A 25,476-nucleotide genomic window follows, 5' to 3' on the forward strand; every position below is an offset into this window, starting at 1 on the left:
GACGTGCTGATCCCCAAAGCTGCCCTTCGCTCGCTTTAACTGGCGCCTTTTCAGGATCTAGCCGACGCTGCAGGCTGCCATGCCCAGCGATCTCCCCGCAGGTTAGCGTGGAATAAGTTCGTTCCGAACGACCCAATCTACAGGCTTACCTATGCAAACGCCCTACCAAGCCGAATATGTCTCGACGCCCTCTGGCTTAGTTGCTGACGAGAAAATAATGGGCTGGCTGCTTGCTTCCGTTGGTGACCTGGATCCTGACGCGGGTCGTAAACATCGGCAACCAGTTGCACGCCGCGCGTGGCGCCGTGGCCGTGAGTTCGCACAGGTTCTTCCGGTCGGGCGTGAGAATCCTGATTGTGAGATGACGCGACGGTTGCGGCACCAGCGTTACCGACGCTTTTTGACCGGCCAGGAATACTTGCTCGGTGCTGAGCGACTCGCCCGCCGCCAGAACTCCTCGGCGATATGCCGGACCCATCGCCCGGCCCCGGTAAGGAGCGGCGGGGCGAAATTTCGCGCCGCGCCTGCGGGCCTGGGTTTGCCACTGCACACTTATGTCGGCTTCTCCCGCAGCGGGCTTCGCACCGCGGGATTGCAAGACGCCAGCCGCCGCCAGCATCGCCTTTGCGTCCCCTGATTGCTCGCCCGCAAAGCCCCGCGCCAAGGCGTGGGCCACCGCATCGACAGGGTCTTGCTGCGCCTGTGCGGCAGGCAGCGTGAAAAGAGGGATCAACAACAGATGTTTCATATCGCGACCTCTGGCTCAATGACGAACTCGGCACCGGGATTTGCATCCCTGCAATGCACCTCCAGACCATGCTGGCGAGCTATCGCGCGGACGAGGGCAAGGCCGAGTCCGTGCCCGCCTTTGCTCCCATGCCCGCGCTGAAACCGCTCGAAGATGCGCGCGCGCATCCCTTCCGGGATGCCCTCCCCATTGTCGCGCACGATGATCCGCGGTCCTGGCTCGATCGCCAAGCGGACTTGCGCACCCGGTCCCGCATATTTGAAGGCATTGTCCAAAAGGTTCGAGATCGCTCGGGCGAGCTGCATCCTGTCTCCGGTGAAGCTGATGCCGGGGCTGATCGCAGTGCTGAAATCGAGACCGAGATCGGTTGCGCTATCCGCGTAAAGATCGGCGAGACTCTCTCCGACTTCCGACAGGTCCACTGCGGCAAAACCGCTCCTGTCTCCACGCCTCCCCTCGCTGGATGCGATGTCGAGCAGCGAATCCAGCAACTCGCCGATGCCGCGCGCCTCATTGCGCGCGGAGCCCAAGGCGGAGACGAGTGCGGGATCGACTGCTCCCTCGATGAGATGCAGTAAACGCGTGTCGAGATGCACCAATGGCGTGCGGATCTCATGGGCGACCTGGTCGGTGATCTCCCGTTGCGCTTGAAGGACCGCGGCCAGGCGATCGAGCAGCTGGTTTGCATGTAGCGCAAGTTCGCCCAGCTCGTCGGCCTGGTCGTCACCGGGCACGCGGCCCTGAAGATCTCCCTGCTCGAAGTTGTCCAGTGCGGAGTTCATGCTGGCTATCCGCACGCGTAGTCGGGAGGCCACCAACCAGGCCGAACCAAGCGCCGCCAGAACGACCGCAATGCCGGTGATAAGAAACGCCGCGCCGATGCGGCGGAGCAACTCGCTGCGCACTGCATACTCACGCGCAGCGACTATTCGAAGGCCCGTATCCAACTGCGTGGCGCGCGCAAAAACCTGTGTGCCGTCCGCCAACGTGACGAACGCTGCCTGGCTGTTTTCCGCCGATAGCAGCGGCCAATGTCCGATGTCGCCCGCGAGCTTGGCGCCCGTAGCGTCGGAAACCAGATAATGGGCCTGATCGGTGCCGTCTGCCCGCATCGCGAGCCGGTCCTGCACGCGGGCCGCGAGCTCCGACCGTCCTCCCGTGGCATAGATGTCCGCGAACGCGGCGATATCGACATCGACGCTTCGCTGAAGGGCCGCGTCGGATTCGCTGCGCACTACCCTAACAGTGATGGCGTAGAGCAGAGAGATAGCCAGTACGGCGAACGCTCCCACCGCAAACGCAGTTCGGGCGACGACGGATATTCGACGGGGCTTTGTCTCCTTAACGCTCAAGCCGCCACCAGCCGATAACCCGTTCCCCAGATCGTCTCGAGCACCGGCGCGTTGAAGCCGTCCTCGAGCTTGCGCCGCAGCCGTCCGACATTGACGTCGATCACGTTGGTCTGCGGGTCAAAAGAGAGGTTCCAGACGTGTCGCAACAGCATTTCGCGAGTCACGACTTCGCCAGCATTGTCCATGAAATAGCGAAACAGCGCGAACTCCTTGGGGCTCAGCGGAATGTGGCGTCCCTGCCGGTGGGCGGTGCGAGCCTTCACGTGGCATTCCAGATCGCCGAAGAGGATCACCGCGCTATGCGCCTGGCCCGCCGCACGGCGGTGCAGGGCGCGGATGCGCGCCACAAGCTCGGACGGCTCGAACGGCTTGGCCATATAGTCGTCAACGCCCGCGTCGAGCCCGGCGGTCCTGTTCTCCGGGCGGCCAAGCGCGGAAAGCATGAGCACCGGGGAAGCAATGCCGGCAGCTCGCAAGCGCTGGACAATATCGATCCCGGACAGGTCCGGCAGCATGCGATCGAGGATCACCACGTCGAACGCCTGCGCGCCCGCGCGCTTGAGGCCGTCCTCCCCACTGGCAGTCCAGGACAGGCGGTGGCCCTCCGCCGCCATCAACTGTGCGACATCCTCCGCGAGTCTCGCGTCGTCTTCGACGTAGAGGATATTCAGGCCTGTCATCGTGCAAAGCTACAACAGAGCTGTCCAGACGCGGAGTGAAAAAGCTTGTTAGGTGCGTTGCTGCGCATCCTTGCGATTTGGCGGCTATCGGCTAGAATCATGAAAGCGGGGGGCGGGGCATGCAGAATCGCGGCGTTTTTTTAGGTGCGGTGGCTGCGTGCGGCCTGTTGATTGGCCTGGCCGCTCCATCGGCAACCGCGCAGCAAAAGGCCGTAAAAGCGCCTTCGGCCGCGGACGAAGCCCGCCTTGAGCAGATGCGCAAGGCTGCGGACGACCTCGATGAAGGCGCTGATCCGGCAGCGTATCGCAAAGCGTGGGAGGCCGTTCTGGCCTATGGCGCGACGCTCTATCCCCTTGGGCACCCCGAACTGGCCTGGCTCGAAGGCGAATTGGTCACCGCCGATTATCTGCAGGGGGACATCAAAGGTGCGCTGGCGCGTGCTGATCGGCTGGCCCCGCTTCTGGAGGCAGGCGGCGCCAAATATCGCGACCGTCGGATGGAACTGGCCAACGCCCAGGTCGTGATCATGATGACACTCAGCGAGCACGATCGTGCCCGCAAGCTGGCGGCGCAGGTGCTTGAATGGCGGATCGCCTCCAGCGGTGGCCAGCCCAACAGCAATGTCGCGGCGGCCTATTCGAACTATGCTAACGCCGAATTCGAATTCGGCAATTACGACAAGGCGATCGAGCTGGTTCGCAAGGCGAATGCGGAGGATCGCCGGCACGAAAAGATCCCGGTCAACTCCGCGGTGCGCTTCGCGAATTTGCCGACTTATCTGCTCCAGACCGGTCGGCTGGAAGAAGCCATCGAGGAAGCCCGAGCGACGCAGACAACTCTGGAAGGATTCATGCCCAAAGGGCACCCCTTCCTGGCCGCCAATCTCAACACCCTCGCTCGAATCCTTATTGCGCTTGGCCGGCCTGGTGAAGCTGAGGCCGTTGCGCGATCCGCGGTGGACATCGCCGTGGCGCGCTTCGGGCAAAGCCAGCAAGTCGTGAATTACATGGCGACCCTGGCCCAGACGCTGACGGCGCAACGCAAAACCGACGAAGCGATAGGGATGGCCCAGTCGGCGACCGAGATATTGACGAAGGACCTGGGCCCGGAGGCGGATCGCACGCTCAGTGCGCGCGAGACGCATGCCGGCGCGCTTGCCGCGGCGGGGCAGCGAAATCAGGCGATGACGATACTACGCGACGTCGCCGCGATCCGCGCGCGCAAGCTCCCCCCATTCCACCGCGACCGGATCGGCGGAGGCGACCGTATGGCCGTACTCGCGCTCAAGCTCGGCGACGTCGAAGCCGCAAGGGCGGCCCAGACCGAAGCCCAGACTCTGCGCCGATCCACCTTCCCGCCCGAGGACATCGCCACCATCGTGGGCGAAGCCCGGCTGGGTGCGATCGAAGCGCGCAGTGGCGATAAGACAGGCGGGCTGACGCGCGCGCTCGCCGCCACAAAACTGCTTGACGCGCGGCTGCGGCAGCTGAGCGCCGTCGGCACGCGGCGCTCGGGACGCGAGATCGAGATCCGCTCCGGCTATGGCTGGGCGCTCGACGCGGCGCTCAACGCCGGCGACCAGCGCGCCGCCTTCATGCTGGCGCAGCGGATGCTCGAAAGCTCAGCGGGACGCGCAGTGCAGGAGGCTGCGGCGCGATCGGCGGCCGGCGATCCGCAAATCGCCGCATTGATCCGCGATCGCCAAGATGCGGCGATGGAATTAGAAATCCTGCTCGATCGCCAGCTTCGGATGGCCGGAAGGGGAGCCGACACTGCGACCATCGAAGCGGTCGCCGCCGAACGCAGGATGGCGTCGGCGCGGCTCGAACAGCGTACCGCAGCGCTGAAGGCGCGCGCGCCGCAACTGATCGCAACCGAGGACTCCGCACCGCTCACGCTTGAGGCAGTCCAGGCGGCGCTCGGCACCGACGAAGCGTTGCTCGTGACGTCGGTGGGCGATTCGATCACCGGATTGTTCGCGGTCACTCGCGAAGGTGTTGCGATGGCAGCCTCGCCTGCTGGCGCGCAGGAAATCGGGATGCTGGTGCACAGACTCCGGGCCGGACTCACGCCCGAGGCTCAAGCTGCCGGCACCAGCTTCGATTTCGACGCTTCGTCGCAGCTGCACGCAATGCTGCTTCCCCAGTCCATCCGGACGGCGATCTCGCGCAAGCCGCGCTTGCTTGTGGCCGCGAATGCCAGCCTTGCGGCGTTGCCCTTCGCCACGCTCGCGCCACCTCAGGCCAAGCCGTCGATGCGGAGCGCACGCTGGCTGATCCGTGATCATGCGCTGGTCACCCTCCCGTCGATCGCTAGCATTGCGGCGGCCCGGTCCTCAGGCGGCGGGCAGAAAGTGCGCAGCTTCTTCGCCGTCGGGGCGCCGCAGCTTTCCGCGCCGGGTTCCGCAAATGCATTCCGCTCGGCCAACATGGCGAAGAAGGTCCGCGAGCTGCCCGCTTTGCCCGCGACCGAGCCCGAGCTGCGTGCATTCGGGCGGGCGCTTGCGGCGCCCGAGCAATTCATCCTTACGGGAAGCGGCGCGACCGAAAGCGCAATCCGCTCGGCTGATCTCGGCCGCGCAGACGTACTCGCCTTTGCCACGCACGGTCTGACCGCCGGCGATCTCGACGGGCTCGATGAGCCCGCACTCGTCATGACGCCCGAGGGCAGCGATGACGGGCTGCTCACGGTGAGCGAGATCATGCGGCTGCGAACCACAGCCGACTGGATCATCCTGTCGGCCTGCAACACCGCCGCGGGCGGAAGCCCCGACGATAGCGGTCTCGCCGGGCTTGCGCGCGCCTTCCTCTATGCAGGGGGACGAAACCTGCTCGCGTCGCACTGGGCGGTCCGCGACGATGCCGCCGCCTATCTGTCCGTGGAGACGGTCCGGGGCTATGGACGCGGCATCGATCCCGCACAGGCGCTCCGCCAGGCAATTCTGCGCATGATCGACAAAAGGCCGTTCAGCGATGCGGAGCATCCGATCAACTGGGCGCCTTTCGTTTTCGTAGGCCGATAGGAAAGGGCGTCGCTCGCTCGCGCGGACGACGCCCCTTCAAATCCCTGCGCAGGGTCGAATCAGCGCAGGTCTTCTACCGATACCCACCCCTTGGTGCCGTAGCCGTCGGTGACTTCGACGAAGAGGCCCTGACGCGGCGCACCGGTGGGGGTGAGTGTGGTGGCTGCTCGCAGCGCGCGCAGCGGATTGCCGGCCGCCGCGGGTGAGGCCCAGAGCTTTGTATCCACCGCAACGGTATAACCGGCGGATGCGGCGGGCGCGGGCTTGGCGGCAGCGAGGACACCTCGTTGCTCGACGAGTCCGTTATATGCTTCGATAAAGGCTCCGGTGAGCATCTTGCCATCGGAGGAAGACGCATAGCCACCCATATTGCCGGTGGCGCCCGACCAGTCGGAAGCATCCATGATCTTGACGAACGATTTGCGCGTTTCGCCGCTACCCGAAATCAAGGTCTGGCCGGTCGAAGGGCTCATGATGCGAAGGCCCGCAAGGATGGTCTTTTTCTTGCCGCCGAAGCCGCCGAAAGCGCGCAGCAAAGCGCCGCCCATCGGCACCTTGGTCAACAGTTGACCGGCTGCACCCGAGCGGACGAGTCCCTCGGTCAGCGCGCCTTTCGCCATGTTCATCGACTGATCGACTTCTTCCTTCGAGCCCGCGATCGCGCTCATCAGGAAGTCCGCGGGCTGGCCGCTCGCCGGATTGTGGAGCGTGAAGCAGCCCGACTGCTCGATCAGCGTACCCAGCATGCTGCGGGGGCTGCCGAGCTTGAATTGGTTCCAGCCCTGCTGGTCGCCGTCGGTGATAGCGATCGTGCCCGCCGAGCTTTCGCATTTGGCGAGCGGGGCGTCCTTGTCCTTCGCGGCGGCGGGTGCCCCGATGAAGCTCGTGAGAACGAAGGCCGACGCGGCCTTCAAAAGATCATGCTTGTTCATCGCGATTTCCCCTCGTTTCGATGAAGCAGGCTCTTGTCTGCTGGCACGCAAACTGGAGCCGCGCGGGACACGGCTCCAGTTACAAGCGCTGTTAATTTTGTGATGGAGTCGGTTAGGGAAGTTTGTCAAAGACCGCGACGCCGTGAACCCCGCCATAATCGAAAGTCCCGATATTATAGGCCATGCCTACAAAGCCTCCGCCGGGTCCCGAAACGAAGCCGTCCGCACGTCCGGTGCATCCACCACAGCGGCCCAGTTCGGAGTGGACCGTGCCCTGGCCACCAAAGATCGTGCTTCCCGAAGATAGAGTTAGGTCAATCGACGGATTGGCGAGGCCGCCCGCGCTTACGAAGTTGAACTTATCGTCTGCGATGGCGATCAGCATGTCCCAGCCGACCTTCCTGGTGGCGAAATCCACCGTCAGCTCGCCCTTGACGGTGCCCGGGGTGCCCAGCCCATCGGCGCGGGTCGGGCGTGTGCCGCCCGCCAGCGCGTAGCTCGCCTTGCCGGTGGGCAAGGTCCCGCTGGGGTTGCCGCCATAAACCATGTGGATCGAGCTCGACCCGGTCAGGGTACGGCCGGGTGTTCCCAGCTGGGTGAGCGTCCCCTCGGTCCAGCGCGTCCAGCCGATCGAATTGCCCAGGCCGCCCGTGTCGAGGTTCTTGGCGGTTCCGATCCCCCGGTTCGATTGGCCCACACCCATATTTACGCGGACTTCGGTCAAAGCGGGTGTGAAGGCTCCCGCGCTGGTGAGGGCGTTGTTCGGCCTGATCCCAAAGCCATCCGTAACCGGCTCACTTCCTACTTCGCGAAGCAGTCCGATATCGGACAGGCCCGGATAGGTCGTGGTCGGCTGAGCGAACCCGCTCGCTACGGTCACGCCACGATAAGCGGTGGAGAAATTGCCGCCGGTGCTCGGTACGGGTCCCGGATTGCCGAACACCGCGACGCCATCGATGAACTTCGTGGTCGTCGAGGCATTGTCGCGGATCGTGTAGGCGATACCGTAGTGCGTGGCGCCCGTGCCGGCGAGAAAACCGTTATAGATGAAACGGCACCCGCCGATGGTGCACGCGGGACCGCCATTGGTGAGGTTGATCGTACCGCTGTTGACGCTCAGCGATGGCGTGATGAGCCCACCCTCCGAGACGATCGGGATGTTGGCGCCGCCGATCGAAACCAGCGCATCGATGCCCATGCGCGAGCTCGAGAAGGAGATCGATAGCTGCCCGGTGAAGGTTCCTGCGGCGATGCTGTCGTCACGTATCGTCGGCTTGGTCGATCCGATCAGCTGGAATAGTGCGGTCCCGCCGGTCGGCAGGCTGGTCGCGGGCACTCCCCAAACGAAATGGTCTCCACTTTCCGGACCGCGGGCAAAGCCGAGCACCTTGGTCCCGCCGACTAGCCGCGACCAGCCGATCACACCCTTGTCGCCGCCCGCATCCACTTCGGTTCGTCCGCCGAACCCGTGACGGAAGCTGGTGCCGTCACCGTAATTGGTGTCCCAGCCGACGAACTTGCCATCGGCATCGTAGACCGGTGACGCGTCGCCCCGTGAGGCGCTCGTCTCGGTGAGGATCGCGTAAGCGACGGTCTGCTTCTTGTTGCTCGCCGGCGGACGAACGCCGTTGGGGACATAAGATGTCGGCGTCGGGGTTGGAGTCGGCGTCGGTGTTGGTGTTGGGGTGGGTGTCGGGGTCGGTGTGGGAGTTGGTGTCGGAGTCGGAGTGGGTGTCGGCGTCGGCGTCGGAGTCGGAGTCGGAGTAGGCGTTGGCGTCGGCGTCGGCGTCGGCGTCGGCGTCGGAGTCGGAGTTGGTGTCGGGGTGGGCGTCGGAGTCGGCGCCTGGTTCACCGGGATGGTGCCGACCGCATAGCCCGCGGTACGCAGCCATTGGGTAATCTGCGCGCCGAGGGTCGCGTCCACGCCGGGTGGGAAGCCATAGGTCTGGAGCGAGCGGATCAGTGCCTGGATCTCGGCGTCGGTGAGCGGCAACGGCCCGGTCCCGTTATAGCTCACGAGCTTGGCGAGCACGCCCGCGACCGAGCTGAGGCTGGGAATCGTTCCGAGCAGATTGAGCGCCTGGGTGGGATTGCCCGCATTCTGGAGCGCCGCGGGCGAGGGGTTCTGCCCCAGGGGAAGGCCGGCGAATCCCTGCATCGCGGGATTGGTGAGGCCGGGATTGCTCAGATACTGGCCGGCCGATTGAGTCTGCTGGCTGACCAACTGGGTCAGGCTGGGGCTGGGCTGGGCGCCCGCGCTGACAATTTGGCTGGTCCCGCCACCGTTGGCACTGAGGGCCATGCCCGAGGAGAAGGCGCGCGGGGCGCTACCGCCGCTCGAGACGCTTACCTGGCCTGCGCCAGCGAAGCCGCGGACGCCGCCGCCGGCATCAACCTGGAAATTGCCTGTGCTGTTCTGGAAGAATTGGAGCAGTACGCCATTGCCCGCCATGATCGAGGTGCTGCTGCCGGGCGCCGAGAGTACGGTGAAGGATCCGCTGCGCACTGCGAGCTGGCCGCCCACCATCTCGAACCTGGCCGGCCCCATGATGCTCACAGTCGAGCCGTCATTCAGCCGCAGCTGGACCAGCCCGGCGCCGATCTGTTGTTCGCCCGCGGGGATCGGGCCGCTCTTGGGACCGCCCGCCGTGGAGAAAATCAGGATGTCGTCTGCCAGCACCGGCACAGGCTGGAGCGCAATCGCGCTGGTCGCCGCAAGCATTGCGATCTTGGAAAGCGTTTTCATGGGTCGGGCTCCCGTCAGAATTCGAACCGGAGGCCCGCCGAAGCGGTCCAGCGGTTATAATCGTAAAGCGCGAGATTGCTCTCGTTGCGGCTGTAGGTGACGCGCGGGCGCAGACTCACATGCTCAGTGAGCAGGACGCGGATGCCCAGGCTCGCATCGATCCGAGTGTCCTTGCGCTCGGCGAGGAAGAAGGGATCGGCGCCGTCATGGTCGCGATATTCGATCCCGACGCCACCGATAACCGAAAGCTTGTCCGTCACCGCGAACTCGCCGCCGGCCTGCGCGCTGATGAATGTGTTGCCCAGATGGTCGAAGGGAGCGCGCACGGTCTGCTCGCGACCAGCGCCGATCCCGGCATATATCTCGCGACCCGAATAGGCGATGCTGACCCCGTAGCGATTAGCATCGGCAAGCGGGTTACTGTCGTAATTCTGGCGAAAATACTCGCCGCTGAAGGAAAGCGCGGAGTTGCCCGTCATCCGCATCGTGTAGCGCGCGATGGCGCCAAGGCTGGTGCGGTAGCCGTTGCCGTCGAGCAGGAATTCCTGGGCCTGCGCGGCAATCGACACGACGTCTCGATTGCCGAGCGTATGCGCCACCCCGGCCGAGCCAACGAGCGACCCCTGATCGACGAAACTCGATTCGAGATTGTCACGCCAGCTTCCCAGCACCGATCCGAACAGCCGTGTCTGCCGACCGAGTGCAGTGGATGCCGAGACACCGCCTTGAATCTGCGCGAAAGGCTCGCCGCGTTCGACGGCAGCGCCATTGAGGGCCGCAGGACCTAGGAAGGCGAACACTGGGAGAATGATCGACGTCTCGTCGGTCGCGGCATTGATGTTGCTGTCCCAGCCGCCTTCGACATCGACGAAGCCGCTCAGTTCGTCGGTGCCGCCTGCGATCTGCCGGTCGAAGCCGCGAATCAACCGAGTGAAGCGCTGGCGGACCGGATCTGGAACGCTGGGATCGCCGACGACAGTGTCGAATTCGGCGCGTGCGGTGTCGACGTCGCCCATCAATGCATAGGCGCGAGCGAGTTCGGCGCGGGCGAGTGCATTCTTCGGCTCGATCGCCAAAACCCGCTGGAGCGTGATAAGCGCCTCGCCGAAACGGCCCGTATCGGCCGCCGCTACCCCCAGCGCGTAGTCGAACGCGGGCTCGCCGGCGCGCGCCGGCTCCTGCGGCTTCAGCGATTGATATGTTTGCTCCGCGTCGCCTTGGGATTGCCCAGCAGGCGCGCCAGCCGCAGGCGCTTGAGCGGCGGCGGGAATGGAAACCGACATGGACATGCCGATTAAAAGCGCTCCACTGAACGTGCGTCCCGCCCTTTGCGGCATGATATTCCCCTTATTCGATTAGCCCCGCTAGTGGCGCGCACTGGCGGATCGTTTCAAATGACAAGGGGGGAGAGCTAGATTACAAACTCTGTTACTCGGATTTGTAACCACAGCCCACAGTCTACACTCGCGCGCTACCGGCTGCGCGGCCGGTGACAGGATTAAGGTCCCCTGCGCGCGAAATGCAGCCATTCGTCATGAGCGTTGCCTATCCCGCAATCGGCCGCGTTTTGCTGATGCGGTTATTCTGCGTCGTGGCGGCCAGTGCTCTCGCGGTCATGATGATATGAGTGAGTGAGATCAAACGGAGGCAGCCAGGCCTCGCGCCGAACCGTCCAATTCTCATAGGTCGGTGCTAGCTGGTCGGGCGCGTCAAACGTTCCTAGATGAACTTCGATCTCATCCTCATGTCGGGAGAAAACGGATGAACCGCAGCCGGGACAGAAATGGCGCCCTTTGTAGTGGCGAGTGGTACCCAGGATTTTGACGGCGGTGTCGGGAAAGATTGCAGCGGCGAAGAATAGCGCGCCGGGGTGTTTTCGGCAGTCGAGACAATGGCAGACGCCCACTCGGTAAGGCTCGCCCACCGCCTTGACATTTACGCGACCGCATAGGCATCCGCCGCTTCGCTCGACCATCAAAGCTCAGGCGAGTCCGAGATGGGATTTGAGGGCGTCGATGCGCTGGGACGCCTCCGCCTTCGACAGGGTTTCGGCGGGCGGCTCCTCGCCAGCCTGTTCGCTTAGAGTCGTAAGGTACGACGCCTGCGCGCCCGTCATTGGGTCATCCCCCGACACCCAGTTCTCGGGGTCCTTTTCGGTGTTCGATCCGGGGTGCTCATCAAGCTTCGGGTTATCGACCGGCTCAGTCACATCAGCCTCCTATGTTCGTGGTTCGTTCTGAAACGAGGAGGTGAGCACGAGGTTCCAGCAGCGAGCTGGACTGTCGGCATGGCACCCATTTGCAGTCGTTACGGCTCCCGGCCAATCACGAAAGCCGTCCTTGCGTAAGCGCCGGCTGAACGTCTGCTAATGGTGTTTAGCAGCCGACCGATGCTCCTTACGGCATCGACGCCGCGGTGCGCTATGGCGCGACCGTGCCGATCCTCTAACTTGAACGCCTTGCGCTCAACGCTCGGTCAATTTGGCATACATTCCTAGACGGCAACGGCAGGGGGCCAACGCGGGGGACTAATGGCCTTTCCGCCGTTGGCCTTCTTGGAGTTAGGCCGCAGCATCCAGCCCTCGGTTTGGGTGGAATGCGGAAGCTTACGCCATTACAGCTTGAAGCGGAAACCGACGCGAGCGTGCGGCCAATCACGTCATAGAGCAGTGGATTCACGCTGAGCGAGGCGGATCCGGTGCTGGGGCCATACGCCATCTGCGCCGGGTCCTTGTCGGCGATGTTGTCGACCGGCAGGAAGCCCTGGATGCTGGTAAGCAACTGCACCGTGACATTGGCGTCGAAATAGGTGGCCCGGGCAAGCGGAAGGACATCTCACCGGTTACTAGGCCGACCAGCGAGCCGCGCGGGCGAGCGCTTTGGCGACGGGGCCGGGCCGTCCTGGCGCCAGGGCATGGTTCGCGCTCGGCGCGGCGATGCGCCGCAGTGCCGAGAGCACTGGATGGTCGAAGGCGCAGCTGGGGCTGCCCCTACAGGTCAGACCGACGCTATCGAGGCCGAAAGGTCTAGGTGGTGCTGTGCGTTCGCAACGTGGACGCTCGCCACGTTCTGACCGCAATCGCTTGACGGGTCTCAGCCGCGCGCGCGGCCAAGATAGAGAGGCGTCCTGAAAGTTCGGACAAAGCGCTCGCCGAGCCGCCGCGATGCCGCCTGCTCGATTCGGTCGAGGCGCTCGGCGCGGACCGCGGGGGCGAGCTGGCGGATCGCCGAGAAGGTCGAATAGAGCGCGCGAAGCGACGCCGGCGTCATTTCAATGCGCCGGCTGAGCAGGACATGCTCGACATCAACGAACCCCGCCCCGGCGAGATCTCTGCAGCGCGCCCCCGCATCGAGGGAATAATGCCATCCGTTCAGAAGCGAGGGGGGCCGCGGCAGTCCTTCAAACAGCGCGTCGAACAGGGGATCCTCGCCCGGCTCGTGGAAGACATTCCACCACATGGCGAAGCTGCCGCCTGGTTTGAGCAGACGCATGACCTGAACCAGCGCGGGATCGCTTTCGAGCCAGTGGAACGACGTCGCCGCCACGACGAGATCGAAGCTAGCGTCTCCCGCGATCTCCGGTCCGAAGCCGGCGCACCGCACTTCAAGTCTCGGCTCGTTCCAGCCGCGAAGATGCTCCGCCAGCGCGGGATCAGGCTCTACGGCCACCAGTCGCCCAATGGACGCATCGAGCAACCTGCGGCTCGCCTGCCCCGTTCCGGGGCCGATCTCCAGAACCCTTGTGCCAGCAGCCAGCCCTGCGCGTTGGCCAAGAACTTCGAAAAGGGCCTCCGGATAGTCGAGCCGCCCGGCGGCATAACCCGCGACGTCTTCGCCGAAGGCCGCGCTTCCCACCCGACGATCCAATGACAAGCTCACCCCTATCCTCCTTCCGTGCTTGTGCGCCTGCGACCTGTCGCCCCCCTGTCACGACAGCCTGTGACAGCGACCGCCAGCCAAGTGGCGTCATGCAAACGATTTCCCTGACTCGCGACGAAGCCGAGGCCCTCGCCTGGATCGATTCCGCCCGGCCGGCGATGCTGGAGCGGACGCTCGCCTGGTCGCGGATGAATTCGGGCAGCTCCAACCTTCGTGCGCGGGCTCGCTGTGGCGGACATGAAGGGGGGCATCATCGTGATGCTCACTGCCCTTGAGGCCTTCTCGCAGATGCAGTCAGAACGAGCAGGGCCACGAACCAGCCGTTCATGCGGCTTCCTTGGGAGAGAGACGACGGAGCAGGCGCGGAAGCAGGCCGCCCTCGCATAGCACATGGCATTCGGCGCTGGTATCGACCGCAAGCCGCGCGGCGACATGCCGCACTTCGCCGCGAGCACGCAATATTACCCGCACCTCACACCCGGGCGACAGGTCGGTCCCGTCGATTTCGAAACTCGCCTCGGCCGAGATGCCACGGAGCGCCAGCGCCTCGCCACGTTCGATCACTAGCGGCAGCACCGCCATGTTGATCAGATTGCTGCGGTGAATTCGCTCGAAGCTGGATGCGAGCACCGCACGGACGCCCAGCAGCCAGACGCCCTTCGCCGCCCAGTCGCGCGAAGATCCGGCGCCGTAGCGGTCGCCGGCGACGATCACGAGCGGGGTCTGCGTAGCGGCATAGGCCTGCGCGGCTTCCCACAGCGGCATCCGCGCGCCGTCGGGGGCATGAATTGTCCAGCCGGGGGTGAGCGCGGGGTCGAGGTGGTTCACAACCGAGGGATTGGTGAACAGTCCGCGGACCATCGCCTCCCAATTGCCGCGACGCGCGGCATAGACGTTGAGGTCGTGTGCGGCCTCGCCGCGCTCGATTAGGTAGCGGCCGGTCTCCGAGTCGCGCGGAATGGCACCGGCGGGGGAGATATGGTCGGTCGTGATGTCATCACCCAGGACGAGCAGCGGCCTCGCCTGTGCGCCGGGCCGCAGCGGTCCGGTGGTGGCCGGCCAGACGAAGGGCGGCGGACGCAGATAGGTCGAAGCGGGGTTCCATGGAAAGCGTAGCCCCTTCGGCGCATCGAGCGCGCGCCATTCGGGGTTCGCCTCCGCCGCCGCATAGCTGGCCTGGACATCGGCAGGATCGCGCGCGCCGGCGAGGACCGCTTCGATCTCTGCCGAATCGGGCCAAATCGCGGCCAGCATGACATGAGTACCGTCGGGCGCGGTGCCGATCGGATCGTTGGCAATATCGCGCCAGGTGTCGCCGGCAAGCGCAAAGGCTACCACCATTGGCGGTGAAACGAGGAAGCTCGACCCAATGTCGGGATGGACGCGGCCGGGGAAATTCCGGTTGCCCGAGAGCACCGCGACAGGCTCGATTCCGTCACGAACCGCTTGCGCCATCACGAGCAGCAACGGGCCCGAGTTGCCGATGCACGTCGTGCAGCCGATGCCCACCACGCCAAAACCCAGCGCCTCGAGCGGATCCATCAGCCCCGCGCGCCGGAGCAGCGCTTCGGCGGCGGGTGAGCCGGGCGCGAGGCTGGTCTTCACCCAGGCCGGCGTCGATAGCCCGGCTCGAACGGCATTGCGCGCGAGGAGCCCCGCCGCCACGAGCAGCCGGGGATCGCTGGTGTTGGTGCAACTTGTGATCGCAGCGATGGCCACCGGAGCGGCGCCAGGGACCAGGCCGCTCGTCGCGCGTATCGAGTGGAGGTCGTGCGGCCGAGCGGGCCCCGCGAGGCCGGGTTCTATTCGGCTCAGATCGATCCCGATGACATCGGCATAGACGGGTTCTGTCGCTGGCTCGAACCATAATCCTTGCCGGTTCGCATAGGCCTCCACAAGCGCGACCTGGTCGGGTGCGCGGCCGGTCGCGGCGAGATAGTCGAGCGTGTGGCGATCGATCGGGAAATAGCCCGTGTTAGCCCCATATTCGGGTGCCATGTTCGCGACGACGGCGCGGGTGCCGGCGCTCAGCGTCGCGACGCCAGGCCCGAAAAATTCGACGTAGCGCCCGGTTACACCGTGCGCGCGCAGGCGCTGGGTGACGGCGAGCGCTAGATCCGTGGCGAGGATGTCGGTTCCCAGCGCTCCGTGCAGCCGCACGCCCACTATATCGGGCACGCGCAGCACTAATGGCTCGCCGAGCATTGCCGCCTCCGCCTCAAGTCCGCCGACGCCCCAGCCGAGCACGCCGATGCCATTGACCATCGGCGTGTGACTGTCCGTGCCGATCAGCGTGTCGGGAACGGCCCAGATCTGGCCATCCCGGGTCTCCGTGGTGACGATTTGTGCCAGTCGCTCCAGGTTGAGAGTGTGCATGATTCCGGTACCGGGCGGGTGCACGGTCAGGTTCTCGAAGGCGCCCGTCGCCCATTTCATCAGTCGCAGCCGCTCGGCGTTGCGCGTACGCTCGATCGCCATGTTGCGTTGCGCAGCGTCGGGTGCGGCGAAATGATCGACAGCGATCGAGTGGTCGATAGAGACATCGACTTGCAGTACCGGATCGAGCTGGCGGGGGTCGCCCCCCGCCTCCGCCAACGCGTCGCGCGCGGCGGCTAGATCGACCAGCGCCGGCACACAGGTCGTGTCGTGCATCATGATGCGGCCGGGGTGGAAGAGCAACTCGACCCCGGTATCGTCCCCGTCGAGCCAGGCATCGAGGGCGGCGTGGGCGGCCGAATCGCCGGTGCGCAGGACGTTCTCGACGATCAGCCGGTGGATCATCGGCATGGCCGCGAGCCGGGTTCCAAGACGTGCCGGCAGGTCGGCGATGCGGAGTTGTTTGCCGCCGAACTTCATGAAGGTCGAGCATATGGCCATGCCGCCTGCTTCACTCGGTTACGCATTTTGTCAATGCAAAATGCAATTATGTTTCGGTGACTTTCAGTGCAAGGGCATGGCCGATATGGCCGCGCAGGAAATCGGCAGCGAGTGCCATGTCCCCCCGCTCCACCAGGTCGAGCAGAGCGAGATGCTCGCGGCATTGCTGCTCGAGCCGGCTGCGGTCGCCCGTCGCGCGGAACTCGATCAGGCGGCGCAGGCGATTAACGCGGCGCAGAGCATCCAGGAAGAACCCGTTGTTCGACCAGCCCACCAGCGTTTCGTGATAGGCGGCATTGATCTCGAACAACCGCGCCCTGGGCAGGGTGAACATGGCCCCCCGGAGCAACATCGTCTGTTCGCCCCGCAGCCGCTCCATTTCGACGGGTACGACCTGGTATCCAGGCTGCCGCAGCGCCTCCGTCTCGATCGTTGCGCGGAAGGCATAAGCCTGGGCATAGGACACAGCGGTGGCGAGGGCCGCGCGGAATTGCCAGCCATGGCCCGGCAGCCGCTCTACCCATCCCTCCTTGGCAATCTGGGCGAGCGTGCGCTGGAGCCGGCCGCGGGCAACGCCAAAGCGGCGCATCATCTCGTTCTCGCTTGCACGCTCGGCGAGGCTCCCGGCTAGGCGCGCCTCGACAATCGCGCCGTAGAGCGGATCCTCGTCGATCGGCTCGATCCGCGCTTCGCTCGCACCCGCTCCAACGAAAAAGCCGCGATTGGGCACCGCACACACGACGCCCTCTGCTTCGAGCGCCCGCAGCGCGGCGGTGACCGGAGCGCGTGAGACACGGAACCGGTCGGCCAGTTCCTGCGCGCGGAGACGATCGCCCTCGCCAAGCCGTTGCGCGCGGATGTGCCCCACGATCTCGCGCGCGATACGGTCTGTGAGGCGCTCGATCATTCGGGAAGTGCTATCCATGTTCGAACAAAATGCAAATAGGCCGGCATGTCAGCACAGTGACAGCGTGGCTGTAGCATGCGTGGCGCACGCAGTTAGGAATTCGAAGCATGACGCGCATTCTCGTCCTTCCCGGCGACGGCATCGGCCCGGAGATCACCGAGGCGACGCTTGACGTTCTCCGCGCGGCGGCGGGTAATACGATCGGCTTCGATCTGATGGACATCGGCCTGAAGAGCCTTGCCGAGCAGGGCAGCACGCTTCCCGACGGGGTGCTCGGCGCGGTCCCTGCGGCCGATGGCGTTATCCTCGGCCCCGTGTCCCACTACGAATACCCCAAAGGCCAGCCCAACCCCTCTGCGCAGTTGCGTACACGATTCGAACTGTACGCCAATGTTCGTCCCTGTCGCTCGCGCTCCCATCTCAGCGTGCTGCGCAAGCCGATGGACCTGGTAATCGTCCGCGAGAACACCGAAGGTTTCTACGCCGACCGCAGCATGCACATCGGCCCGGGCGAGTTCATGCCCGATCCGGACAGCGCCTTCTCGATCCGCAAGATCACGGGCCCCGCGGTGCGCCGGATCGCCCGCGCCGCCTTCGAGATCGCGCGTGAGCGCCGACGTAAAGTGACGGCGGTGCACAAGGCGAATGTGCTCAAACTGACCGACGGGCTTTTCCTGCGCGAGGTGCGCAAGGTGGCGGAGGCATATCCCGACGTGACGCTGGACGAAGTGATCGTGGACGCTGCCGCAGCGCTGATGATCCGCGATCCGGAGCGGTTCGACGTGATCGTCACGACCAACATGTTTGGGGACATCCTCTCCGACGAAGCGTCGGAATTGAGCGGAGGCCTGGGGTTAGCCGGGTCGATCAACGCGGGCGAGACGATCTGCGTCGCCCAGGCGCAGCATGGATCCGCACCAGACATCGCCGGTCAGGGCGTCGCAAATCCGACCTCGCTCATTTTGTCGGCGGCAATGCTGCTCGACTGGCTCGGGCGGCGCGGCGACACGGCGCTCTCCGGCCACGCGCGGCGGATCGAGGCGGCAGTAGAGGCGACGCTCGACAACCCGGCGAAGCGCACGCGCGATCTGGGCGGCACGCTGGGCACCAAAGCGTTCGCCGATGCGGTGGTGGAGGCGCTCCAGTGATCACGAGCCTCAATCCGGCGACGGGCGAGCAGCTTGCGAGCTTCGATGCGCACATGCCGGACGAAGTCGAGGCGCGCCTGGTCGGGGCGGCGCGCGCCCAGGCCGATTGGCGCTGGCGGCCCGTAACCGAGCGCAGTGCTCTGCTTCGCCGCTTGGCCGAACTTCTCCGCACGGAGAAGCTGGCGCTCGCTGCGCTCGTCACGGCCGAGATGGGCAAGCCGATCGTGGAGGCGCTCGCCGAGGTCGAGAAATGCGCGCGCAATTGCGACTATTATGCCGATGCCGCCCCGGGAATGCTTGCCGATGCGCCGATCGAGGCCGTCGCGGGGACAATGCTCGCTTACGAGCCACTCGGTGTGGTGCTCGCGATCATGCCCTGGAATTACCCGCTGTGGCAGGTGATCCGCTTCGCCGCACCTGCTCTTGCCGCAGGCAACGGCGCGATCCTCAAGCACGCTGCCAACGTGCCGCAATCGGCATTGGCTCTCGAAGGGCTTATCGCTGCGGGGGGCTTTCCGCCGGGCCTGTTCACGAATCTCTTCGTCGAGCCTGGCGACGTGGCGGGATTGATCCGCGATCCGCGCGTCGCCGCAGTCACGCTCACCGGATCGACTCAAGTCGGTGCGATCGTCGCGGCGGAGGCTGGCGCCGCCCTCAAGAAGCAGGTGTTGGAGCTCGGCGGATCGGATCCCTTCGTCGTGCTTGCCGACGCCGATCTGGACCGCGCTGCGGCGATGGCCGTGACCGCGCGCTTCACCAATGCCGGTCAGAGCTGCGTCAACGCCAAACGCTTCATCGTCGAGTCGAGTATCGCCGATGGGTTCGTCGAGCGGTTCGCCGTGCGCGCCGCCGCACTCCGATCAGGCGACCCGCTTGATCCTGCGACCACGCTCGGGCCGCTCGCCCGCGCAAATCTGCGCGCCGCGCTGCACGGCCAGGTCGAGAGTAGCGTCGCCGCGGGCGCCCGGCTGGTGGCGGGCGGCGTGCTGCCCGAGGGCCCGGGCTTCTTCTATCCGCCAACGCTGCTCGATCGTGTCACTCCGGGCATGGCGGCGTTCGACGAGGAGACCTTCGGTCCGGCGGCCGCGATCATCCGCGCCGCGGACGCCGAGGAGGCGATTGAACTCGCCAACCGCACCGCCTTCGGACTTGGCGCGTCGATTTGGACTGCCGACCCTGGACGCGGTCTCGCGTTGGCGCGCCGCATCGATGCCGGCGCGGTGTTCGTCAATGCCGTCGTCGCCTCGGATCCCCGCGTGCCCTTCGGCGGAATCAAGCGATCGGGCTATGGCCGCGAATTGGGTGAGCATGGCATGAAGGAGTTCACCAACATGAAGGCGATCCACGTCGCAGAGGCCGCATGAGCGCGGGCCAGATCCTCGTTCCCGATGCCCTGCCGTCGATCCTGCGAGGCAACGGCATAGTGACGACTCCGCTGGTGACTGCGGGTCGTGGATCGCAATTCATGCTCAACGGCGTGACGCGCATCCCGCCGGGCGCCGCGGTGCCGCTCCACACGCATAATTGCGAGGAGAGCGTGGTCGTATTGTCAGGCAGGGGCTTGGCGCATATCGATGGCGCGGATCATCCGGTCGGGCCGGGGATCACGAGCTGGATCCCACCCGAAGCGGCGCACTGTTTCACCAATCTCGATGGCAGTGAACCGCTTGTGATCTTCTGGACCTATGCGTCGATCGACGCCACCCGGACGATCGTAGTAACAGGCGTCACCACGCGGATCGACGAGGAGCATTGATGGTGCGCGAAATCGCCCGCATTGACCTCCGCCCGGCACCGCCAGCGCGTTCGAAGCCGGCGCGGCCGCCGCGCGCCCGCTGTTCCGGCGCGCAGCCGGATGCAGCGCGATGGAGCTGCTACGCTCGCAGGAAGTTCCCGGAACGCTACTGGCTGCTTGTCGAATGGGACAGCGTCGCGGCGCACGAGGCGTTTCGCCGGACCCCGGACTTTGCCGAATGGCGGCGCCTCGTCGCCGACTGCTTCGCGGACGCGCCGAGGTCGAGCATGGCGTGACAGTGATTTGACAGTTTAGCGGCCTATCATTCCGGAAACCCTGGGGAGAGATGAAATGGCGTGTCGGGTAGCTCGCAATGCCCTGGGCATCGGCCTCGCGCTGGCCATGCTCGCTGTAGCGGGCGAGGCGCAGGCGCAGCAGGCGCCGACCGTTGAGGAGATCCGTGCCCGGATCGCCATGATCGAGAGCGACAGCGAGGCGCGGATCGCGACCGTCCGCGCCGACACCGCAGCCCAGATCGCCGAGTTGCGCGCCCGACTTGACCAGATCTCCCCTCCTGTCCCCGGCGCGCCGCTCGCCGCCGCTACGCAGCCGCCGGCGAAGACATCAGCCTCCGCCCCGGTGCAGATGGCGGCAACGGCGCCAAAGACGAACCCGCTTCAATTCTCGGGCGACGTGCGCGTCCGCTACGAGCAGAATTTCGGCGACAATCGCCGTGATCGGGGCCGTGGGGTAGTGCGCGGCCGACTCAAGGCAATCTATAGCTTCGACCAGACCTTCAGCGTGGGCGCGCGGCTCGTCACCGGTGACCCCGATGACCCCAACAGCGCCGACATCACTCTCACCCAGTTCGACGACGATCTGGTCGTCGGGCTCGACCAGCTCTACGCCCGCGTACATCTCGGCGCGCTCGACCTCTATGGAGGCAAGTTCGACAATCCATTCGTGCGCACCGATCTCGTGTGGGATGGCGACGTAAACCCTCAAGGCCTCGCCGCGATCGTCACTCAGCCGCTAGGCTCCAGCTTCAAGGCGAGCGCGCGGGCGCTGCACTTCCTGATCGACGAGGCTCCGGCTGCGCGGGACAGCACGATGACCGGCGGACAGCTGGTTTTCTCCGGCAAGCTGGCGCCGCAGTGGCTGGCCGAGTTCGCCGCGAGCTATTACGACTATACGTTGCCCGCGCTCGCCGGTGCCGATGCCGGCGACTTCCGCTCGAACCTGCTGACGCCCTCGGGCCGCTACCGTTCCGACTTTAATCTTCTCGATGTCGTCGGCAGCATCACTTACGCGGGATTGGGCGCCGACCTGCCGGTGCGAATCGTCGGCGACTATGTCCATAATTACGGCGCCGCGGTTGCCGACGATCACGGCTTCGGCGCGGACATCTTTATAGGCCGCGCATCGCAGCCAGGCGACTGGCGCGTGCAATATGGCTATGCGGAGATGGGCGTCGATGCGGTGTTCGCGGCCTTCTCACACGACAATACCGACCTCGCCACCAACTATGTCCAGCACACCGGCGCGCTTGATTATGTCCCAGCGCCGCACATCCTGCTCACTGCGACCTATTACCACTACCGGCTCAAGAACCCACTCTACGTGGGGCCGATCGCGGCGGGCGCGTGGGCGAACCGGCTGCGGCTCAATCTGGTGTACAGCTTTTAGTCGCGAGGCCATGCGAAGCGGAAACGCACACCCGCGACCAGCGCGTCGCGGCGCGTGGGTTCCCAACCGGGATTGATCACATATTGAAGGTCCGGCTGGACGATGACGCCCGGCGCCAATCTGTGCGAATAGGTGAGTTCGATCGCCGTCTCGGCGCGGTCGGAGGACGTGCCGCGCAGCGCGGGCTCTCCGAGCCGCGCATGCGCAATGGCCAGCCCCAGCCGCGCACGGTCATGCCCCCAGGCCACGCCGCCGCCCAGATAAAGGCCGATCGGGTTGGCGTCCGCACTCGCCGCCCCGACGCGGAACCAGAAGTCGAGCTTGCTTTCGCCTCGCGCGAGGAGCGTGGCTTCGGCCAGCGCATAAGCGCCGTGGCTCGGGCGCTTGCCCGACCGCGTCGCGTCGACAGAGTCGAACCGGGCGGTGTAACGCCACGCGCCGAGTTGCAACTTGGCGCGACCCAGCGTGCGATCAACCTCGCCGACGATCAGCGCGCCGGTGGTGCCGGGGACGCGGAGCGCCGCCCGGCGTGGGTTGGCGCGGCTTCCGGCTATGCCGTCGAATGCGCCCAGCCGCGCTTTCCACCCATCCCGCTCCAATCGCAGCATCGCCGCACTCGCCGCAGCCGGGAAGATCGAAGGTCCGTTGACGCCGCTCTGCGAGAAATCCGGGCCGATGCCGTGCGAGCTATTGAGGAACATCGCGCCGACCGATTGGACATCGAACTCGGTGTTGAGGTCGATCAGTCCGGCCTTGGCAGTGACGCCGCCGCCGAACGGCACCGCCAGCCATGCTTCGATGGGGCGGACGGCGCTGTCGGCCTCGACGTTGCTGACCACCTGTCCGTCGCCAACAAAACGGTCCGAAAAGCCGGACTTCTGCACCGCGAGAACGTCGACGAAGAATTCCACGCCGGGCAGCCCGACCGCTTCGCCCTTCACTTCGATCGTCACATCGGCGCGACCGAGCAGCATCGTGCCGCGCCGGGCCCCGCCATCTACCACGCTTAGCACATCGGTGATGTAGGTCGCGCCGATCTCGACCGCCTCGACTGCTTCTTGCGCAGCGGCCGGCAACGGCAATAGCACGGCGCAGGCCGCGAGCAGGTGCCACCGCTTCAACCGCGCAGGCCCGAGAAGTCGCCCGACTGATCGAGCACGCGCGGCGCCTCAAGTGTCGCGACGGGATAGGCGCAATAGTCGGTGGCGTAGAAGGCGCTGGGGCGGTGATTGCCCGACTCGCCGACGCCGCCGAACGGCATCGCCGAGGATGCGCCGGTGGTCGGCCGGTTGCGGTTGACCACCCCAGCGCGGATACGGGTGCGGAACGTTTTCCATAGTGCGTCGTCTTCGCTGACGAGCCCGGCGGACAGACCGAAGCGGGTCGCATTGGCCGCCGCAATCGCCGCATCGAAATCGACTACCCGGCGCACCTGAAGCACCGGCGCGAAAATCTCCTCATCGGGCGCTTCGATCTCCGTGACGTCCAGGATCGCGGGGCGGACGAATGCCGCCGAACGTCCCTCCACACCTTGAAACGCGCGGATCGTCCATGCGCCAAGCGCCTCGATCCGTGCCACCTGAGTTGCCGCGCGTTCGGCGGCGGCTGCGGAGATCAGCGGACCCATGAAGGGCTGCGGGTCCGCGTCCCAGGCACCTATCACGAGCCGGCCCGCAGCCTCCGCTACGGCCTCGACAATCGCATCGCCGCGCGGGCCTTTAGGCACGATCAGCCGCCGCGCGCACGAGCAGCGCTGGCCAGTGGTGATAAAGGCCGACGGCGCGACGATCGAGGAGATCGCGGTGGGCTCGCCATCCCACGCGATCAGCGGATTGTTGCCGCCGAGCTCGAGCGCGAGCATCACTGCGGGCCGCTCGGCGAAAAGGCGGCGGAAATGCATCCCGGCCGCTGCCGACCCGGTGAAGAGCAGGCCGTCGATATCCTGGGCAACCAGCGCCGCCCCCGTCGCGCGCCCGCCCTGGAGCAGCGCGAATACGCCTTTGGGCACGCCTGCATCGGTAAGCGCCGCAGCCATCAGGCTGCCGACCAGCGGCGCCTCCTCCGATGGCTTGAAAACGACCGTATTCCCGGCGAGCAGCGCCGGGACGATATGGCCGTTGGGGAGATGCCCGGGAAAGTTGTACGGCCCGAGCACCGCGACCACACCGTGCGGATGGTGGCGCAGCGCCTCCTCGCCATAGGGCGTAGCGCGAACCCGCGATCCGCTGCGCTCTGCCATGGCTGCCACCGACAGCTCCACCTTGCCGATCATTGCGGTGACTTCGGTGCGCGACTCCCATAATGGCTTGCCCGTCTCCCGCGCGATCGCGCTCGCCAACGCCTCGCGCCGCTCGCCGAGCAGTGCGGCATAGCCGCGCAGGATCGCGGTCCGTTCTTCGGCGCCGCGACTCGACCATCCAGGAAGCGCAGCGCGCGCTGCCGCCACCGCCTCGGCGCACTGGTGCGGAGTTGCGGCCTCCCCTTCCCAGACAAGTTCGCCGCTCGAGGGATCGCGCGACTGGAGAACGGTGTCGCTCATGCCGCTGCCGCCGTCGGCATGGCGCGGCAAGCCCGCTCCATCCGCTCGAGCACTGCATCGGCTTCGGCGAAGGTGAGCGTGAGCGGCGGGAGCAGCCGGATGCAATTGTCCCCCCCGGCCGCGACCAACAGCCTCTGCGCACGGGCCGCGGCGATGAACGCGCGGTTCTCGGGGACCATCCGCACGCCGATCAGCAGACCCTTGCCCCGGATTTCAGCGATGACCTCCGGATAGGCCTGGGCGAGTTCCTTGAGCCCCTCGCGAAGCTCGGCAGCTACCGCGGAGACGTGCGCCATTGTTTCCGGATTGGCGATCTCGTCGAACGCCGCGATGGCTACGGCCATGCCGAGCGGATTCCCGCCAAAGGTGGACCCATGACTACCCGACGCCATCCCGCTCGCGGCCGCATGGGTAGCGAGGCATGCGCCGACAGGGAAACCCGAGCCCAACGCCTTGGCGACGGCCATGATGTCTGGTGCGACATCTTCATGCCATTGATGGGCAAACAGCTTGCCGGTGCGCCCCATGCCGCTTTGTACTTCGTCGTGGATGAGCAGCACGCCTCGCAAACTGCATGCCTGGCGAAGCTTGCGAAGGAACGGTTCGAGCATTACGCGCGCGCCGCCTTCGCCTTGGACCGGCTCAATCATCACAGCTGCAGTGCGGGGATCGGCGATCGCTTTTGCAGCCTCCTGCCAATTGTCGATCGCAAGCTGAACGAAGCCCGGCATGCGCTCGCCAAAGCCTTCGAGATGCGCAGCATTGCCCGCGGCGTTGAGCGCACCATAGGTACGCCCATGGAAGGCCCCGGAAAATCCGATGACAGTTTGGCGTTCAGGCGCGCCCTTGGCAGCATGATAACGCCTCGCGACCTTGATCGCGCACTCGACAGCTTCCGTGCCGGAATTGGTGAAGAAAACCGTGTCTGCGAAGCATGCGCCGGTGAGCCGCGCGGCTAGCGCGTTCTGCTCCGGCACCTCGAACATGTTCGAGACGTGCCACAGTTTCCGTGCCTGCGCCGCCAGCGCCTCTACCAGCACCGGGTGGCAATGGCCGAGTGCGTTCGACGCTACCCCGGCGACACAGTCGAGATACGGTGGCCCACCGTCAGAGGGGTGAAGCCACACGCCGTCACCCCGTTCGAAGGCGAGCGGCGCGCGCGCATAAACACTCATTAGTGAGCTGTTCATCCTATCCTCCAATTTACCTGTCGAAGGACACCCCT

General features: G+C 65.6%; 20 protein-coding genes. 6 read left to right on the forward strand and 14 right to left on the reverse strand.

Annotated elements, in window-relative coordinates:
- Positions 1-196: 196 nt before the first annotated feature.
- From VF617_RS04050 to VF617_RS04060, 3 genes are all read right to left on the reverse strand, one after another.
- Positions 197-748: a hypothetical protein gene (locus VF617_RS04050; RefSeq protein WP_331013573.1), complete on the reverse strand. Its 552-nt coding sequence runs from the start codon at positions 746-748 to the stop codon at positions 197-199.
- Positions 745-1,983 carry a HAMP domain-containing sensor histidine kinase gene (locus VF617_RS04055; RefSeq protein ID WP_331013574.1) on the reverse strand — a complete coding sequence of 413 codons (1,239 nt, stop codon included), beginning with the start codon at positions 1,981-1,983 and terminating at the stop codon, positions 745-747. The genes VF617_RS04050 and VF617_RS04055 overlap by 4 nt, the downstream gene beginning before the upstream one ends.
- Positions 1,984-2,096: 113 nt before the next feature.
- Positions 2,097-2,780: a response regulator transcription factor gene (locus tag VF617_RS04060; RefSeq protein ID WP_331013575.1), complete on the reverse strand. Its 684-nt coding sequence runs from the start codon at positions 2,778-2,780 to the stop codon at positions 2,097-2,099.
- 119 nt (positions 2,781-2,899) lie between these two features.
- Between VF617_RS04060 and VF617_RS04065 the strand changes: the two genes are divergently transcribed.
- Positions 2,900-5,803, forward strand: coding sequence for a CHAT domain-containing tetratricopeptide repeat protein (locus tag VF617_RS04065; protein WP_331013576.1), 2,904 nt, complete (start codon positions 2,900-2,902; stop codon positions 5,801-5,803).
- Between the two features lie 59 nt (positions 5,804-5,862).
- On the opposite strand, the gene VF617_RS04070 is transcribed toward VF617_RS04065, so the two are convergent.
- The 8 genes from VF617_RS04070 to VF617_RS04100 all read right to left on the reverse strand — a co-directional run bounded on the left by VF617_RS04070 (position 5,863) and on the right by VF617_RS04100 (position 17,143).
- The gene (locus VF617_RS04070; protein ID WP_331013577.1) at positions 5,863-6,735 is read right to left on the reverse strand and encodes an SH3 domain-containing protein; all 873 of its coding nucleotides are present in this window, start codon (positions 6,733-6,735) and stop codon (positions 5,863-5,865) included.
- Positions 6,736-6,847: 112 nt separating this feature from the next.
- Entirely contained in the window at positions 6,848-9,481 is a 2,634-nt protein-coding gene (locus VF617_RS04075; RefSeq protein ID WP_331013578.1) for a hypothetical protein, read from the reverse strand.
- Positions 9,482-9,495: 14 nt separating this feature from the next.
- Positions 9,496-10,764, reverse strand: a complete 1,269-nt coding sequence (locus tag VF617_RS04080) for a surface lipoprotein assembly modifier (RefSeq protein WP_331013579.1) — start codon at positions 10,762-10,764, stop codon at positions 9,496-9,498.
- Positions 10,765-11,060: 296 nt separating this feature from the next.
- Positions 11,061-11,456, reverse strand: coding sequence for a GFA family protein (locus VF617_RS16495; RefSeq protein WP_414713946.1), 396 nt, complete (start codon positions 11,454-11,456; stop codon positions 11,061-11,063).
- 6 nt (positions 11,457-11,462) lie between these two features.
- Positions 11,463-11,690: a DUF3072 domain-containing protein gene (locus tag VF617_RS04085; RefSeq protein ID WP_331013580.1), complete on the reverse strand. Its 228-nt coding sequence runs from the start codon at positions 11,688-11,690 to the stop codon at positions 11,463-11,465.
- 883 nt (positions 11,691-12,573) lie between these two features.
- Positions 12,574-13,359, reverse strand: a complete 786-nt coding sequence (locus tag VF617_RS04090) for a class I SAM-dependent methyltransferase (RefSeq protein ID WP_331013581.1) — start codon at positions 13,357-13,359, stop codon at positions 12,574-12,576.
- Positions 13,360-13,683: 324 nt separating this feature from the next.
- On the reverse strand, positions 13,684-16,236 hold the full coding sequence (gene acnA, locus VF617_RS04095) for an aconitate hydratase AcnA (RefSeq protein ID WP_331013582.1): 2,553 nt from the start codon (positions 16,234-16,236) through the stop codon (positions 13,684-13,686).
- Between the two features lie 46 nt (positions 16,237-16,282).
- Positions 16,283-17,143, reverse strand: a complete 861-nt coding sequence (locus tag VF617_RS04100) for a GntR family transcriptional regulator (protein ID WP_331013583.1) — start codon at positions 17,141-17,143, stop codon at positions 16,283-16,285.
- 107 nt (positions 17,144-17,250) lie between these two features.
- Between VF617_RS04100 and VF617_RS04105 the strand changes: the two genes are divergently transcribed.
- The 5 genes from VF617_RS04105 to VF617_RS04125 are packed head-to-tail and all read left to right on the forward strand — an operon-like array spanning position 17,251 to position 21,712.
- Positions 17,251-18,291 (forward strand): isocitrate/isopropylmalate dehydrogenase family protein, encoded by a 1,041-nt coding sequence (locus VF617_RS04105; RefSeq protein WP_331013584.1) that lies wholly within the window; start codon positions 17,251-17,253, stop codon positions 18,289-18,291.
- A complete protein-coding gene (locus VF617_RS04110; RefSeq protein WP_331013585.1) occupies positions 18,288-19,655 on the forward strand; it encodes an aldehyde dehydrogenase family protein in 1,368 nt (455 codons plus the stop codon). The genes VF617_RS04105 and VF617_RS04110 overlap by 4 nt, the downstream gene beginning before the upstream one ends.
- Complete coding sequence (locus tag VF617_RS04115) at positions 19,652-20,047, forward strand: cupin domain-containing protein (RefSeq protein ID WP_331013586.1); 396 nt, start codon at positions 19,652-19,654, stop codon at positions 20,045-20,047. Before VF617_RS04110 ends, VF617_RS04115 begins: the two co-directional genes overlap by 4 nt.
- Entirely contained in the window at positions 20,047-20,322 is a 276-nt protein-coding gene (locus VF617_RS04120) for a hypothetical protein (protein ID WP_331013587.1), read from the forward strand. Before VF617_RS04115 ends, VF617_RS04120 begins: the two co-directional genes overlap by 1 nt.
- A 55-nt stretch (positions 20,323-20,377) precedes the next feature.
- Positions 20,378-21,712 carry a putative porin gene (locus VF617_RS04125; RefSeq protein ID WP_331013588.1) on the forward strand — a complete coding sequence of 445 codons (1,335 nt, stop codon included), beginning with the start codon at positions 20,378-20,380 and terminating at the stop codon, positions 21,710-21,712.
- Here VF617_RS04125 and VF617_RS04130 read toward each other — a convergent pair.
- The 3 genes from VF617_RS04130 to VF617_RS04140 are packed head-to-tail and all read right to left on the reverse strand — an operon-like array spanning position 21,709 to position 25,441.
- Positions 21,709-22,833 (reverse strand): carbohydrate porin, encoded by a 1,125-nt coding sequence (locus VF617_RS04130; protein WP_331013589.1) that lies wholly within the window; start codon positions 22,831-22,833, stop codon positions 21,709-21,711. The two genes, VF617_RS04125 and VF617_RS04130, sit on opposite strands and share 4 nt — an antisense overlap.
- Positions 22,830-24,251, reverse strand: coding sequence for a succinylglutamate-semialdehyde dehydrogenase (gene astD, locus VF617_RS04135; RefSeq protein ID WP_331013717.1), 1,422 nt, complete (start codon positions 24,249-24,251; stop codon positions 22,830-22,832). Before astD ends, VF617_RS04130 begins: the two co-directional genes overlap by 4 nt.
- A complete protein-coding gene (locus VF617_RS04140; protein ID WP_331013590.1) occupies positions 24,248-25,441 on the reverse strand; it encodes an aspartate aminotransferase family protein in 1,194 nt (397 codons plus the stop codon). The genes astD and VF617_RS04140 overlap by 4 nt, the downstream gene beginning before the upstream one ends.
- Positions 25,442-25,476: the final 35 nt, after the last annotated feature.

Source organism: Sphingomonas sp. (genome assembly GCF_036388215.1).
Lineage (GTDB): Bacteria > Pseudomonadota > Alphaproteobacteria > Sphingomonadales > Sphingomonadaceae > Sphingomonas.